Raw genomic sequence first — 14,556 nt, forward strand, 5'->3', positions numbered from 1 at the left:
ATGAAAAACAGCAAAAAAGCATTCACGCGCAGCCTGCTTTGCCATGCAGCATGGCTGGCTCTTGGGCTGAACTTGGCCCACGCCCAGCAACAAGCGCAGCCGCAATTGCAGCTGCGCATGATGAACGACTTGGGCGAGCGCCCGACGCTTTACCGCGCCCCGGCGGGCGAGCTGGTGTTTGAAAGCAAACCGGTCGCGCTGCGCGATGGCCCTTTTGCCGCCAACGCGCAAATCGTGCGGCTTGAGATGACGCTCAGCGGCACCGGTGTGCCCGCCGACGGCATCAGCCGAGTCACGGTGCAGGTGCAGGCCTTCACCGCCACGGGCGCGCCCGCGCCCGATGCCGGCTGGATCACGGTCGAGCATTCGGGCGGGCGTATTGAGCAAGTGGGTGGCAGTGGCAGCCTGATTTCGCCGCGTCTGGATCAAGACCGCCGCACACCGGGCACGCAAATCAAGCTCGAAAACGGCGCCGCGCGCTTTGTGCTGGTCGCGCCGCCTAACCCGCAAGATGTGCGGCTGCGGGCCACGGCCGGCGAAGCGGTGGTGGACGGCTTGGTGCCCTTCGACGCAGAACTGCGCCAGATGATTGCTGCCGGCTTGGTTGAAGGCATTTTGCGCATCAACAAGCAGAGTTACGACAGCAATGTCACGCCCGCTCGGCTGGACGACGGCTTCGAGCGCGAGCTCCGGGCCTGGAGCCGCAAGTTCAAGGGCGGCGAGGGCACGGCAGCGGCGCGCGCGGCTGTGTTCTTGAAGGGCAAGATCAGTGGCGAGGCGCTGCTGACCCTGGCCTATGACTCGGAAAAAGAAACCCGCGCCGGCTTGCTGCAAGATGTGCGCCCGGATGCCTATTACCCGGTCTATGGTGACGCCAGCATCAGCGGCTTTGAGGCGCGCAGCTCCGGCCGGCTCTTTGTGCGGGTCGACAAGCAGCGCTCCTACGTTTTGTATGGCGACTTCAACACCGGCGCGGGCTTTGCCCAAACGGGTGGGGCGGGCCTGGTGGCCGGCAGCCCCTTGAGTCAGCTGGGCCAATACAACCGCACCCTGAATGGCGCGCGCGGCCATTACGAGAGCAGCGAGGGTTTCGGCAATGTCTTTGCCAGCCGCGACACCTTGCGCCAAGTGGTGGATGAGCTGCGCGCCAACGGCACCAGCGGGCCCTTCGCGGTGTCCAGCAATAACGCGCTGGAAAATAGCGACAAGGTCGAGGTGCTGGTGCGTGACAAAAATGATCTGCGCCGCGTCATCGCCAGCCAGCCGCTGCAGCGCTGGGTGGATTACTCCTTTGAGCCCTTCAGCGGACGCATCTTGTTGGCGCGGCCGCTGGCCAGCCTGGATGAGCAAGGCAACCCGCACAGCCTGCGCGTCAGCTACGAAGTGGACCAAGGTGGCGAGGCCTTCTGGCTCTACGGCGCTGACGGCCAATTCAATCTGACACCCGGCCTGAGTGTCGGGGGCAGCGTTGTCGAGGACAAAAACCCCTTGGCGCCGTTTGCCTTGCGCAGCATCAACAGCGGTGTGCGCTTGAGCGACAAGACCATGCTGGTGGCCGAAATCGCGCAAAGCCAGGGGCGGGTGCAGGCGGCGACCTTGCCGGCGCCGGTGCTGGGCGCCACGCTGGGTGAAGTCAAGGGCCAGGCACAGCGGGTTGAGGTGTTCCATGATGGTGAAAGCCTGAAGTTGCGCGCCTGGGCCGGCCGCGCCGAGCTTGACTTTGGCAATGCAAATGCCGGCGTCACGCCGGGCACCCAGCAATACGGGGCCACCGCCAGTGCCAAGCTGATGCCGGCGCTGACCTTGACCTTGGATGCCCGCGATATTCAGGACCTGGGCAATGAAGCCAAGCGCAGCGGCGCCACGGTTTCGCTGGCGTATCAGCTGACGCCGACGCTGCAGGTTTCTGGTGGGCTGCGCCACAGCCAAGAGCAGGGGCGCGTCAGCGGCATGGACGGCAGCATAGGCGCCAACCCGGCGCCGGGCAGTGCCTTCTACCCCGGCAATACCGGCGGCATTCCGGGTTATGGGAACGGTAGCGGCAACGGCAATGGCTTGGCGAGCCTGAACAATGTCGGGCTCGGCGCCGGCATGACGCCCGGCGCCGTGCCCGATCTGAGTGCCACCACCTTGTTCCTGGGCCTGCGCGCCGAGGCCTTGGACAATCTGACCTTGAGCGCTGCCGCTGAAGTGGGCAGCGATTCGGCCCGCCAGCACCGCTTGCTGCTGGGTGCGCGCTATCAGGTGGCCGAGCGCACCGGCATCTACGCACGCGCTGAAACGCAGACCGGTCTGGCCTCCTACTACAGCCTGGACGCCAGCCAGCGCAGCAGCGCGCTGTCGGTCGGCCTGGATTCCAGCTATATGCGCGGCGGTCAGTTCTTCAGCGAGTACCGCTTGCGCGACGCCAGTAACGGGCAAGATCAGCAGCTCGCAACCGGCGTGCGCCATGCCTGGACCTTGGACGAGGGGGTGCTGGTGACCGGTGGCGCCGAGCGCTTGAGCATTGTGCAAGCCGACAATGATCAAAAAGCCACCGCTCTGACCGCCAGTGTGGACTACACCGCGTCGGAGCTTTGGAAAGGTTCGGCCCGCACCGAGTGGCGGCGCCTGGATGGCAGCCCGGGATCGGGCAGTCCGCAGGGCATGCAGGACAGCCTGCTGATCACGCTGGGCGCGGCCCGCAAGATCAACCGCGATTGGACCGCGCTGGCACGCAACTACTACCTGGGGCAAGACAACCACGGCACGCGCGCCAATGGCTCGCAGGACCGACTGCAACTCGGCGCGGCCTACCGGCCGGTGGACAACGCTCGCTTCGATCTGCTGTCTATGGTCGAGTACAAGCGTGAGTCCAATATCAACGCCGCAGATGAATGGCGCCGCGTGACACTGGGCAGCCTGCATGGCAACTACCACCCCTCTCGGCCTTGGTGGGTGAGTGGGCGCTTGGCGGCCAAGCAGGTGGACGAACGCTTCCCGGTGCTGGACGGCGGTGTGCGCGCCAGCTACAAGGCCTGGTTGCTGGGCGGGCGCGTGGTCTATGACGTGACCGAGAACTGGGACCTGGGTCTGCTGGCCAGCGTGATGCAAGGCGGCGCGGGCGCCGGCAGCGAGGTCGGCAGTAGAAGCCGTCAAAGTGCTTATGGCGCCGAGGTGGGCTACTTGATGCGGCAAAACCTGTGGCTGAGCGTGGGCTACAACCTGAGCGGCTTCCGCGACCGCGACCTCAGCAATGACTACACGGCCAAGGGCGCGTATCTGCGCCTGCGTTTCAAATTTGACCAGCAGCTGTTTGGAACCCTGGGCACCCTCGGTGCCAATGGTGCCAATGGTGCCAATGGTGCCAATGGCGCCAACGGCCCGGCGCCAGAGGAGCGCTGAATTTTATGAATAGCTATGCCATGAAGATGACTCAAACCTGTATCGCTGCCGCGCTGTTGGCGTCGCTGGCCTCGCTGGCTGGCGGGCTCAATGCTCAGACGCTCAACCCGCCCGAGGCCCGCATCACCGATGCACGCATCGCGGCCGACTTGACGCTTTTCGACGCGCAGCAGCAGCGCTTGCGCCAGCTCAATGAGAGCGGGCAGCTGCCGCTGTCGGGCTACAGCATGGCCAAAGCGCAATGTTGGCTGGACGTGGCGCGGCATGAATATGCACGCAACGATCGCAGTGCCTTTACGCAAGAGGCCTTGACGCAATCAGAGCAGATTGCTCGTTATTTGGCGCAGGGCGGCGTGCCGCAGGCGGCGTCTGACCCGGCCTTGTTGACGCCGCTGGTGAACGGTGCAGCGCGGCTGCGTGAGGATTTATGGGCGGCGCTGGAAGGCTTGAAGACCGCACCGGGTGCCCGCTGCGTGCAAGGCTTGGTGGCCTGCGCCGAGGTCGACTTGGTGCATGCCGGCAATGAAGAAAACCAGCTGCAATGGCGTCACGCCGCGCCTTATATCGGCATGGCGGAAGGGCGCTTGCAACGCGCGCAAGAGGGGGCGGCCGCTTGCGCTGCCGTGCCGGCGACGCTCACCGTGGCCGCGCCGGCCGCGCCGCGCGCTGACTCCAAGCCTCAGCGCGTCGCAAGCACCCAGAAATGGACGCTCAATGGCGATGCTTTGTTCAAGTTCGGCCGCGCCGATATGGCTGCAGTCTTGCCCGAGGGCCGGCAAGCCTTGGCAGCCTTGCTCGCCGCGATTGGACGCGACTATGAACGTATCGACCACATTCAAGTGATTGGCCATACCGACCATCTCGGCGGCGCGGCTTACAACGATCACCTGTCTTGGCGTCGCGCCGAAACCATTCGGGCGCAAGTGCTGGCGCAGAATCTGGGCGCGCCGGTGGCCGCCTATGGCATGGGGCCGCGGCAGCCGATCAAGGCTTGCCCGCCAAGCGAAGCGGGCAGCAAGCGCAAGGAGCTGATTGCCTGCTTGCAGCCCAATCGCCGGGTGGAAATCGCAGTGGTGGGCATTCGACAGGGCGCCTTGCCCAGTTCACCGGCGCCGGCCGCTGCGCCTGAGAAAGTCAACTGACCAGGCCGTCGAAAAAGATCGTCCAGTGGCCATCTTTCTCGCGCCAGTATTGGCGCTTGAGCTTGGGCGCACCGCCGCCCGGGCTCAGCTCGCGGTAGGTGACGATCTTCACGCCCGGCGCGTCGGGCCAGGGCAGGCTGCTCAAGCGCTCTAGCCTCTGCACCGGCAGCTCTTGCTTGGCCATGCGAGCGAGATTGGCGTCCAGCCGGGCGGCAGTGCTGTCCGAGCCCCGCTCCAGACCTGGCTCGTAAAAACCGCGCAAGCTGACCGCGTCTTGGCTCAGGCGGGCCTGTTGCCAGGCTTGATAAGCCTGCTCAAAGCCATTGTCCGCCGGGGCCTTGAGCGCTAGTTTGCGGTCCACCCATTCGATTTTTTCAACAATCACCACCGGCGTTTCACGCGCGGCGACGATATCGGCGAGTGAGCGCATTTCGTCATTGCTGAGCACGATGCAGCCATCGGTGGACTGCGGGCCGCGTGCGTAGTTGCCGGCGCGCTCGCCATGCAACCAGATGCTGCTGCCGCCACGGCCTAGCACGCGGTCGTATTCGCTCGGGTAGTTCAGGGGCAAAGCGGCCGCGCCATAACGGGCTGCCGCCTCGTCGCGCCGCACACCGACGTGGTAGATGCCCAGCGGTGTGCGCTGATCACCTTCTTGCAGTTTGCCGGTGCCGAGTTTGCCGATAGACACATAGCTGTCGCGCAGCAGCTTCAGACCGTCGGCACCGTTCTCAAACAGATACAGGCGGGCATGGCTGGTGTCCACCACGACGGCATGGCGGACGCCTGGTGTCAAGTTCAGCAGCTGTCGAGGCAGGGCGTTATGCGGCGGGCGTTCCACCAGCGCGGCCAGGCGCAGTTTGGCCTCGGCGCGCAGGCCTTCAATGCTGCTTGCTGCGGCAACAGCCGCAGCGCCGCTGGCTGCACCTGCCTGCGGTACTTGCGTTGCCGCTTCCGGGCGGCCGCTGCGGGCCAGCAGCAAGTCCCCGTACAGGAGTTGGGCCAGCGCAAAGTCCGGTTGGCGCTGGACCAACTGCTCGGCGGTGCTGAAGGCTTGCGTTTCATTGCCACGCGCCAGATGTTGGTAGGCGAGGATGAGCTGACCTTCGGGCGTATGACCGTCGATTTCGGTCTGAATCAAACGCTCGGCCGGGCTGCTCTTGGACGAGGCATGCGCCGGCAGGGGCTGGCTTGAAGGCAAGGGGAAGCTGAGGTTGGATGCGCCCGCATTGAAGTCCACCTTGGCGAATACAAAGCCGACCGTGCCCAAAACGGCCGCCAGTCCCAGCGAGGCCAGCACCACCGGCTTGACATTGCCCACCATGCCCAGGGCTGCACCCGCCCGCAGGGGCTCCTGCCGCTCGGCTTTGGCCTCAGCGCTGGCTTTGCAGTCTGGACTTGGTTGCGTGTCTTTCATATCGCTCACAGCGTGCACAAAAAGTTTGGAAATCAGTTCGAAGCCTCTTGCGTGATCTGCCAATCACCGGCCTTGTTTTTCACCATCTCTATATTCTTGCTGCTCTTCACGCTCAATGCATCCGAGTTGTAGTCTTGACGCAGGCGAACTGTGGCCTTGTTGCCACTGACCTTGATGCGCAGATCAGACAAGGTGACGGTGATTTTCTTCTTGCCGGTGATGCGGTCGCGGCGCTCCTGCTCCCAGACCTTGCGGCTGGGCGCCTTGCCCTTGAAGTCGGGGGCATAGGCGTCGAAATAGGCCACCATATTGCGCGAACTCCAGGCCTTGGCCCAGTCACGCAAGGCTTTCTCGACCGCTTGCTTGTCCAGCTCGGCCGCATCGGGGCGAGCGGGTTCGGCCTTGGCCACGACCGGCGCCGGCGCTGCCGTTGCAGCGACGGGAGGCATTGCGGCGGCGGGCTTGGCGGCAGCGAGCGCGCTGGCGCTAGGTGCGGGTGCCGGAGCCGGCTTCGGCGCCAGCGCTACGGCCGAGTCGGCCGGCTTTGCTACCACGGCGGGCGCAACAGCAGGCGCGACAGCAGGCGGCGTTGCGGGAGTTGGAGCGGGCTTCGGCGCAGGCGCCACGGCCGGCGGCGCAACCGGCGCTGCCGCCACAAGCGTTGCCGCCGATGCGGGGGCCGGAGCAGGCGTTGGAGCAGGTGCTGGTGCAGGAGAGGCCGCAGCCTTGCTCGCGCGCGGGTCAACGCTGGCTTCGAACACGTTTTGCACCACGGCCAGCTTCAGCGGCAAGCTGCCGTCGGACTTGTCCAGGGCCAGCGCTTTCTTATAGGCCTGACCGGCCAGTCTGGCGTAGACGTCGCCGAGGTTCTGGAAGGCGGTCGCATAGGTCGGGTTGGTGCGGATGGCCAACTCCAGGGCTTGACGAGCCTTTTCATAGTCGCCCTGATTGCCGTAAAGCACGGCCAGGTTGTTATATGGGCCGGGCAGCTCGGGGTGGCTTTCGATCAGCTTTTGGAATACCCCAATCGCCTCGCCCTGCCGGTTCAGCATCGACAGCGCGATGCCGCGCTGCAGGCGCAGGCGCGGGTCATTCGGCTTGGCCAGCAAGAGCTGATCGACCTTCTTCAGCCCCTCGGCCGCCTTGCCGCTGGCCAAGATGGCCTGCACATCGCTGACCTCATCGGCCAGGGTCAGCGCGGAGCCCATCAACAGCGCTGCGGCCAGGCAAATGGAGCGGAGCGAGAAAGGAGTCGTCACTGCTGTGAATGGAGTCATGGCGCGGCTGAAATGATTTGCTTCGATTGTACGGGGCCGCTTGGGTGCAAGCATCAAGCCTTCTTGCTCGGCGCAGGCCAGCCCTCATGCTAGAGTGGCCGCCGGACATGGGCCGCACCGAACGGTGTCTTCCATGATGTTTCCCTCAGCCTTGATCACTCTACGCGCCTGCATGGATCGCTGCCCCGCTTTGATTTCCCAATCCGCAGCATGGGCCAAGCTCGGTGGCGCGCGCCTGATTTGCGGAGCCCTGGCGCTGAGCAGCTGGTCGGCCGCTCAGGGCCTGGAGTTGGGGGCTGCGCAAATGTTGTCCGGCCTGGGACAGCCGCTGTCATTGCAGTTGCCCGTGCGCTGGTCGCCCGGTGAGGTGCGAGCTCTGGAATGCCTGAAGCTCAAGGTCGAGGCCGGTGACGGCCCGCAGGCCGCGATTGACGTGCAGCAAACCTTGCTCAAAGGTGCCGACGCGAACTCGGCGCTGATCTGGGTGCGTTCCAGGCTGGAGATGGTGGAGCCTGTGTTGGTGCTCACCCTCGGTTGCCCGGCTCAGCAAGTGATGGCCTTGGTGGACCCCGTGCACAGCATGGCGCCGCCGGCAGGTGGTTTCAGGACCGTCTCGACACAGCTGCCTCACACCGAGCTCCTCAACTTGGTCGACGAAGCGGCTCGGCCGCATGCCGCGCCCAAGCCGTCTCCTCTGCCCAAGGTCCGCACCGAGCGGCGGCCAGCGCAAGCCAGGAGTTTGTTGCGCTTGGGCGATGCAAGCCTGCCGCCGCTGACGCTGGCGGATGCCGAAGCGAGCGGGCTGCGCTGGCGCTTTGACAGCGATCTTGACGGGTCGGCCACGATGGGCTTGAGCGCACGCAAACCGGTGAAAGCGGTCAAAGACCAGCCTTTTTATGTGCGCCCCGATGCACCCGGCGCCAGTTTGTTGATGGCCATCGACGTTGGCCGTGCCGCAGGCGCGGCCGATTTGCTGATGGCGCAAGACGGCCCCGAGCGCCTGCAGCGGGCGCAGGCGCAGTTCAGCGCGCTGCAGGCGGACCACCAAAGTTTGAAATTGGAGCTGGCAAATCTCGAAGCCAAGCTGGCCGAGCGTGACGGCGGGCAGCGTTGGTTCAACGCCTTGATGGCGGGCGCTGCTGCCTTAGCCGCAGGGGGCGCAGCTTTCTTGTTGTTGCGGCGTCGGCGCGATCGCTGAGGCCCAGACTGCAAGGCCCACAAAAAAAAGGCTCCCGAGGGAGCCTTTTCTCATGCAAAGCAGGCGTTTCAGCCCTTGTTACGACGACGGGCGGCAAAGCCAATGGCGCCCAGACCAGCCAGCATCAATGCGTAAGTGACAGGCTCAGGCACGGGGGTGGTGAAGCCGTGGAAGGGCTCGTAGCCCAACTCGACCTTGCCGTTTGGGCCAGCGCTCAGCGAGTTAGCAATCAGGGTGCCTTCCAGATGGCCGGAGCCGATCACGTTGGCGCCGATTGCCAGCACTGCGCCGTTCACAAAGGACGAAATATTGACCGCAGTTGCGTTCACCAGGTTGAAGATGATGCGATCGCGGTGTTGTGCAATAGCGTCAGGGCTGTTGGCCTTGTCTCCGCCTACATCGCCGCTGAAGACGACGTCTTTCAGGGTGCTGTTGATGATCACAGCGGCCTTGGCGCCGATGTTGGCGAAGGAAATGTTCTTCAGCTCGGTGTTGCCGACATTGAACACTTGGGGCTTGTCCGTGCCGTCACCGGTCAACTTCAGGCCATCGTTCTCAAACTTCCAGCCGCCGCCGCCGGCGGTTTGAGTCATGCCCGCCAGTTGCGTTGACAGTCCACTCAGCTGAGTCTTGGCGGCCGCAAAATCGATGTAGTTTGCGTTTTTGGTCGCTGTGTTGTACTGGTTCCAGCCCGGTGCTTCGAGTTGGCCACCGTAGACAATATCACCCAGCTTCGTTTGGGCGGTAACCCAAGGCGCGGTAGAGGGGCCGATGGTGGCGTTGGTGTTTTCAACGTAGTACTTGGGGCCGTTGTAGATCGTGCCGCTCGCCCAGCCGCCGTCATTCTTCATTCGAACATTGCCCTTGACCACCAACGATGGCTCGGACGAACCGTAAGCATTGCGATAGCCCACATCGAAGCCCGATGTCAGGTTGCCGCCGACAGCCAAGCGGCCTTCAACGTCAGACGCGGCATTCACATCGCCGAAAAAGAAGCCGCTGTAACCCTGGGCGGCGCCCAGGTTGATGACGGCGGCTTGTGCCGACAGGCTCAACAGCGCTGTTGCGACTACAGATGCCAATTTAATACCAACTTGGCGATTCAGATAACTGCTCTTCATATTCTGTCCCTCGGAGAGTAGTGGTTGATCTAACCGTTTTTGAGCCCCTTGCCTGGCTTGGCGCGATTCTAGGGAGGGCAGTCGCTTCTTGCCCCCCGTGAATCGGGGGGTACCCCCTATTTGAGGGGGTATGCAAGTGGTATTTGTTGGTTTTCAGGTCCTTGTTGAAGGTGGGCCAAATGGGGTGCAAATCTGGCCTTTATGCAGTTTGGGCGCTTTGGGGTACGCCCTATAGTCAGCGATCAAGTCCTCACGAAGGTTTGCATATGAATCTGCAGAATTTCACGGTGCGCGCCCGTTTGTATGCCTTGGCTGTCTTTGCCATGCTGATGCTGGCGACCGTAGCGGGCGCGGGGCTCTATAGCCTGCATCAGGCGCGAGCATCCTTTGTGCACTTTGCCGACGATGACAATGCCGCTCTCAACGTGATCTCGGGCATTCGCGCCAGCGTTGGCAATCTGCGCCGCTACGAGAAGGACATGGTGATCAATCTCGCGGATGACAACGCGATCACGAAATACCGTGAAGATTGGGCCGCCAACTATGCCGCGACGCTCCAAGGCCTGCACGACTTGGCCAAGCTGGATCTGGAACCCGACACGCGTCGCCTCGACACCGAAATTGATGGTCTGCTCGGTGCTTACAAGTCCGAAATGGAGGGCTTTATGAAGCAGCTCGGCGCCAAAGAATTTGCCGACCCGGATGCGGCCAACAAGGCGTTGGATGGCGCCAAAAAAGCGGTCCGGCCGATCGAACAAAAAATGAAGGAAATGGTCGAGTCGCTGGACAAGGCCGGCGTCAGTGCGGTCGCGGCCACGCTGGCCAAGCAAGACAGCACCCGCATTGCCTTGATCTCGGTGTCTTTGTTGGCGATGCTGTTCATAGGCGCCTTCACCTTCTTCAATATCCACTCGATCCTGCAGCCTTTGCAGCAAGTCCAACAGTCGGCCGAGCGTATTGCCGGCCAAGACTTGAGCGAAAAGATCCGCCCGCTTGGCCGCAGCGAAACCAGTGACTTGATGCGCGGTGTGGCGGCCATGCAAGAGTCTTTGCGTGATGTGGTCGGCAATGTACGCAATGCCACCGACAGCATCGCCACCGCCTCGGCCGAAGTGGCCGCCGGTGGGCACGACCTCAGCCACCGCACCGAGCAGGCCGCATCCAGTCTTGAAGAAACCGCCTCCGCGATGGAGGAGTTGACGGCCAGCGTCAAACACAATGCCGATTCGGCCCGTCAAGCCAATCAGTTAGCGGTGGACGCCGCCCAGGTGGCCGAGCGCGGCGGCACGGTGGTCGGCGAGGTGGTCGACACCATGAAGCGCATCAGCACCTCCTCGCACAAGATCAGCGACATCATCTCCACCATCGACGGCATTGCTTTTCAAACCAATATCCTGGCGCTGAATGCGGCCGTGGAAGCAGCCCGTGCGGGCGAGCAAGGGCGCGGCTTTGCGGTAGTGGCCAGCGAGGTGCGCAGCTTGGCGCAGCGCTCGGCCGAGGCGGCCAAGGAGATCAAGGGCCTGATCACTGCCAGCGGCGAGGCGGTGGACAGCGGCGCTTTGTTGGTCGAGCGCGCCGGGCAGACCATGCAAGAGGTGATCGGCTCGATTGGCCGGGTCAGCTCCATCGTGGCCGAGATCAGCCACGCGACGGCCGAACAGAGCACCGGCATTGCCCAGATCGGCACGGCCATCACTCAACTCGACACCATGACGCAGCAAAACGCCGCCTTGGTCGAGCAGTCGGCCGCTGCAGCCCAGAGCCTGCAGGTGCAGGCCGAGGACTTGGCCAAGTCGGTGGCGGTGTTCAGGCTCTGAACTCGCCGAACAGGGTCAGGTCTTGCCCTGCCGGTGTTGAGCACATAACTTTGCAAAGTTATTTTGCCAAGCCTCTTCCGTGCGATTGGTGAATCAAATATATTGAGCCACGGAGTTTTCCCCTTCAGGAGTGGTGTACATGAATCTGCAAGATTTCACCGTGCGTGCCCGTTTGTATGCCCTGGCCGGTATTTCGGTTTTGGTGCTTTTGGTCGTCGGCCTGACCGGCTTGTACAGCCTGAACGAGGCCAAGAGTGCCTTCAAGCATTTTGTGGATAACGACAATCAGTCGCTCGCCCTGACCTCCAAGATTCGCGCCGAGGCCGGCAATTTGCGCCGTTATGAAAAAGACATGGCGCTCAATCTCGATGACGCCGCCGCGGTCGATAAGTACCGTGCCGATTGGGCCAAAACCTATGTGGCGCTGGACAAAGCCGTGCAGGAGTTGAACAAACTCGACATCCCCAAAGACGTGCAAGACGAACTCCGCGACATCAACAGCGGGATGAAGTCCTACAAAGGCGAGATGGAGAGCTTTATGGGCAAGCTGGGGGAAAAAGCCTTTGCCGATCCTGCCAGCGCGAACAAAGCCCTGGGCGCCGCCAAAAAGGCGATCCGGCCTATGGAGGCCAAGCTGGAAGAGATGGTGGCCTCGATTGACAAAGATGCATTGCATGAGGTGGAGACCATTGCCGCCAATGAGGTCGCGATTCGACGCAGTCTCATCTTTGTCTTGCTCGGTGGCGTGCTAGTGATCGGTGTCTACACCTTCTTCAATTTGCGCTCGATTTTGCAGCCCTTGACCGAGGTTCAAAAGTCGGCCGAGCGTATTGCCGGGCAGGATTTGAGCGAGAACATTGTGGTGCATGGCAAATGCGAAACCGGTGATCTGCTGCGCGGCGTCAAGGCGATGCAGACCTCGCTGCGTGATGTGGTGGGCAATGTGCGCAGTGCCACCGACAGTATTGCCACCGCCTCCGCCGAGGTTGCGGCGGGCGGGCATGACCTCAGCCACCGCACCGAGCAAGCGGCCTCCAACCTGGAGGAAACCGCCTCGGCGATGGAAGAGCTGACCGCCAGCGTCAGGCATAACGCCGACTCAGCGCGGCAGGCGAACCAGTTGGCGGTCGATGCTGCTCAGGTGGCTCAGCGGGGCGGCGCTGTGGTGGGCGAGGTGGTGCAGACCATGAGCCGCATCAGCGCCTCCTCCAACAAGATCAGCGACATCATCTCCACCATCGACGGCATCGCTTTTCAGACCAATATCCTGGCGCTGAATGCGGCCGTGGAGGCTGCCCGCGCCGGAGAGCAAGGGCGCGGTTTTGCGGTGGTCGCCAGTGAGGTGCGCAGCTTGGCGCAGCGCAGCGCCGAGGCCGCCAAAGAAATCAAGGGCTTGATCACTGCCAGCGGCGAGAGCGTCGAGGCGGGCGCAGTGCTGGTGAGCCGGGCCGGTGACACCATGCAAGAAGTGATTGCGTCGATCGGCCGGGTGGGCTCCATCGTGGCCGAAATCAGCCACGCCACCGGCGAGCAAAGCTCGGGCATTTCGCAGATCGGCATGGCCATCACGCAGCTTGACAATATGACGCAGCAAAACGCCGCGCTGGTGGAGCAGTCCGCCGCTGCTGCGCAGAGCTTGCAAGTACAGGCGGACGAACTGGCGCGCTCGGTGGCGGTGTTCAAGCTGTAATCAGCGCCGCAGCCAGTTCAAGGCGCCCATGAGCCAAAGCGCCAAGCGCATCTTCCGCGACCTGCTGCTGATCGCGGCCCTGGCCTTCGCCCTGATTGCCGGCTTCACCTTCTATGGTGGCCATGGGCTATGGCGCGCGCTGGAGCGCTACAGCGCCGAAGCCTTGCCCGAGCATGACCGGGCCGAGCGGATGCTGGACGTGGCGGTCGAGTTCAAATGGCAGGTTCAGGAATGGAAGAACCTGCTGCTGCGCAGCAATAGCAGCGCCGAGGCAGCCCAGCTCTGGGAGGCGGTGCAGGCCCGGGAGCAGGCCGTGCGAGCGGGGCTGCAGGCCTTGCGGGCAGCAGGCCCGCTACATGTGTCTGACAGCGCGGCGATTGACGCCGCCTTGCAAGCGCATCAGACGCTGAGCCAAGCTTACGAGCAGGCGAGGCAGCGTTTTGAGGCCGATGGATTCCGCCCGCAAGGTGCCGATGCCTTGGTGCGCGGCGCCGACCGGCCCCTGCTTGCGGCGCTGGATGCGATTTCCGACCGCGCCGCCGAGCGCGCCAAGCTGGCCGACCGCGAAGCCCAGCGCAGCGCGCAGCAGGCCGTTCGGGTGGCCTTGGTCGGCTTGGTGCTGGGTCTGATCGGCGGCATGGGCATCTTCTACGTGATGATTCGCCGGGCCGTTTTGCGGCCCACCGAACAGGTGTTCACGCAGCTGGCGGCAACCTCAGAGCTGCTTTTGCAGTCCGAGCGCATGGCCAGCCTGGGCGGCTTGGTGGCGGGCGTCGCGCATGAGATCAATACGCCGGTGGGCGTGTCCTTGACCTGCGCCACCACCTTGCAAAAAGCCACGCAAGAGGTGACCCTGCAAATGGAGGGCGGCGGCTTGCGCAAGCAAAACCTGCAGGACTATTTGCAGGTAGCGGCCGAATGCAGCGCATTGCTGAGCTCCAACGCCCACAAGGTGGCCGATCTGGTACGCAGCTTCAAGCAAGTGGCGGTGGACCAGACCAGCGAGGCGCGGCGCAGCTTTGCGGTGCGCGCCTACATCGAGGAGTTGCTCGTGAGCCTGCGCGCCGAGCTCAAGCGCCGCCCTATGCAGATTGAGCTGCGCTGCCCCGAGGGTCTGGAAATGGACAGTTACCCCGGCGCCTTCTCGCAGGTCTTGACCAATTTGCTGCTGAACGCGCAGCGCCATGCTTTTGATGAGAGCACGGCACTTGGCGTGGTCACGATCGATATCAGCCAGAGTGGCGAGATGCTGGAGATCGAGTTTGCCGACCAGGGCCGCGGCATCGCACCCGAGCACCTGGGTCAAGTCTTCGACCCCTTTTTCACCACCCAGCGCCATGCGGGGGGCAGTGGCCTGGGCCTGAATATCGTCTACAACCTGATCACCAACACCTTGGGCGGCCAAGTGCGCTTGTTGAGCCAGCTCGGCCAGGGCACGAAATTCTTGATCAGCCTGCCCCGGGTGGCGCCCAAGATCAGCAGCATGGGCAAATAATGCCCCACTTCAGCC

Annotated in this window: 9 protein-coding genes; 6 read left to right on the forward strand and 3 right to left on the reverse strand. The window is 63.3% G+C overall.

What is annotated here, in order from left to right; translation table 11 throughout:
• Together PRZ03_RS14655 and PRZ03_RS14660 are read left to right on the forward strand one after the other, a co-directional pair.
• Complete coding sequence (locus PRZ03_RS14655) at window positions 1-3,384, forward strand: hypothetical protein (protein WP_273600981.1); 3,384 nt, start codon at window positions 1-3, stop codon at window positions 3,382-3,384.
• 20 nt (window positions 3,385-3,404) lie between these two features.
• Window positions 3,405-4,526, forward strand: coding sequence for an OmpA family protein (locus PRZ03_RS14660; RefSeq protein ID WP_273600982.1), 1,122 nt, complete (start codon window positions 3,405-3,407; stop codon window positions 4,524-4,526).
• Here PRZ03_RS14660 and PRZ03_RS14665 read toward each other — a convergent pair.
• Together PRZ03_RS14665 and PRZ03_RS14670 are read right to left on the reverse strand one after the other, a co-directional pair.
• On the reverse strand, window positions 4,519-5,943 hold the full coding sequence (locus tag PRZ03_RS14665; protein ID WP_273600983.1) for a L,D-transpeptidase family protein: 1,425 nt from the start codon (window positions 5,941-5,943) through the stop codon (window positions 4,519-4,521). The genes PRZ03_RS14660 and PRZ03_RS14665 overlap by 8 nt on opposite strands.
• A 32-nt stretch (window positions 5,944-5,975) precedes the next feature.
• The gene (locus tag PRZ03_RS14670; protein WP_273600984.1) at window positions 5,976-7,220 is read right to left on the reverse strand and encodes a nuclear transport factor 2 family protein; all 1,245 of its coding nucleotides are present in this window, start codon (window positions 7,218-7,220) and stop codon (window positions 5,976-5,978) included.
• A 133-nt stretch (window positions 7,221-7,353) separates the two neighbouring features.
• Between PRZ03_RS14670 and PRZ03_RS14675 the strand changes: the two genes are divergently transcribed.
• A complete protein-coding gene (locus PRZ03_RS14675; RefSeq protein ID WP_273600985.1) occupies window positions 7,354-8,418 on the forward strand; it encodes a hypothetical protein in 1,065 nt (354 codons plus the stop codon).
• A 68-nt stretch (window positions 8,419-8,486) separates the two neighbouring features.
• On the opposite strand, the gene PRZ03_RS14680 is transcribed toward PRZ03_RS14675, so the two are convergent.
• Window positions 8,487-9,539 carry a choice-of-anchor A family protein gene (locus PRZ03_RS14680; protein WP_273600986.1) on the reverse strand — a complete coding sequence of 351 codons (1,053 nt, stop codon included), beginning with the start codon at window positions 9,537-9,539 and terminating at the stop codon, window positions 8,487-8,489.
• Between the two features lie 266 nt (window positions 9,540-9,805).
• Here PRZ03_RS14680 and PRZ03_RS14685 point away from each other — a divergent pair, with 266 nt between their 5' ends.
• The 3 genes from PRZ03_RS14685 (at window position 9,806) to PRZ03_RS14695 (ending at window position 14,541) form a co-directional block, all read left to right on the forward strand.
• Window positions 9,806-11,356, forward strand: coding sequence for a methyl-accepting chemotaxis protein (locus PRZ03_RS14685; protein ID WP_273600987.1), 1,551 nt, complete (start codon window positions 9,806-9,808; stop codon window positions 11,354-11,356).
• 139 nt (window positions 11,357-11,495) lie between these two features.
• On the forward strand, window positions 11,496-13,046 hold the full coding sequence (locus tag PRZ03_RS14690) for a methyl-accepting chemotaxis protein (RefSeq protein WP_273600988.1): 1,551 nt from the start codon (window positions 11,496-11,498) through the stop codon (window positions 13,044-13,046).
• 28 nt (window positions 13,047-13,074) lie between these two features.
• The gene (locus tag PRZ03_RS14695; RefSeq protein WP_273600989.1) at window positions 13,075-14,541 is read left to right on the forward strand and encodes a sensor histidine kinase; all 1,467 of its coding nucleotides are present in this window, start codon (window positions 13,075-13,077) and stop codon (window positions 14,539-14,541) included.
• Window positions 14,542-14,556: the final 15 nt, after the last annotated feature.

This window comes from Roseateles albus (assembly GCF_028595345.1).
GTDB classification, from domain to species: domain Bacteria; phylum Pseudomonadota; class Gammaproteobacteria; order Burkholderiales; family Burkholderiaceae_C; genus Paucibacter_A; species Paucibacter_A albus.

Excerpts from the sequence above, each read along its gene's own strand:
- PRZ03_RS14655 (WP_273600981.1), top strand. The coding sequence starts at position 1 with ATGAAAAACAGCAAAAAAGCATTCACGCGCAGCCTGCTTTGCCATGCA.
- PRZ03_RS14660 (WP_273600982.1), top strand. The coding sequence starts at position 3,405 with ATGAAGATGACTCAAACCTGTATCGCTGCCGCGCTGTTGGCGTCGCTG.
- PRZ03_RS14665 (WP_273600983.1), bottom strand. The coding sequence starts at position 5,943 with ATGAAAGACACGCAACCAAGTCCAGACTGCAAAGCCAGCGCTGAGGCC.
- PRZ03_RS14670 (WP_273600984.1), bottom strand. The coding sequence starts at position 7,220 with ATGACTCCATTCACAGCAGTGACGACTCCTTTCTCGCTCCGCTCCATT.
- PRZ03_RS14675 (WP_273600985.1), top strand. The coding sequence starts at position 7,354 with ATGATGTTTCCCTCAGCCTTGATCACTCTACGCGCCTGCATGGATCGC.
- PRZ03_RS14680 (WP_273600986.1), bottom strand. The coding sequence starts at position 9,539 with ATGAAGAGCAGTTATCTGAATCGCCAAGTTGGTATTAAATTGGCATCT.
- PRZ03_RS14685 (WP_273600987.1), top strand. The coding sequence starts at position 9,806 with ATGAATCTGCAGAATTTCACGGTGCGCGCCCGTTTGTATGCCTTGGCT.
- PRZ03_RS14690 (WP_273600988.1), top strand. The coding sequence starts at position 11,496 with ATGAATCTGCAAGATTTCACCGTGCGTGCCCGTTTGTATGCCCTGGCC.
- PRZ03_RS14695 (WP_273600989.1), top strand. The coding sequence starts at position 13,075 with ATGAGCCAAAGCGCCAAGCGCATCTTCCGCGACCTGCTGCTGATCGCG.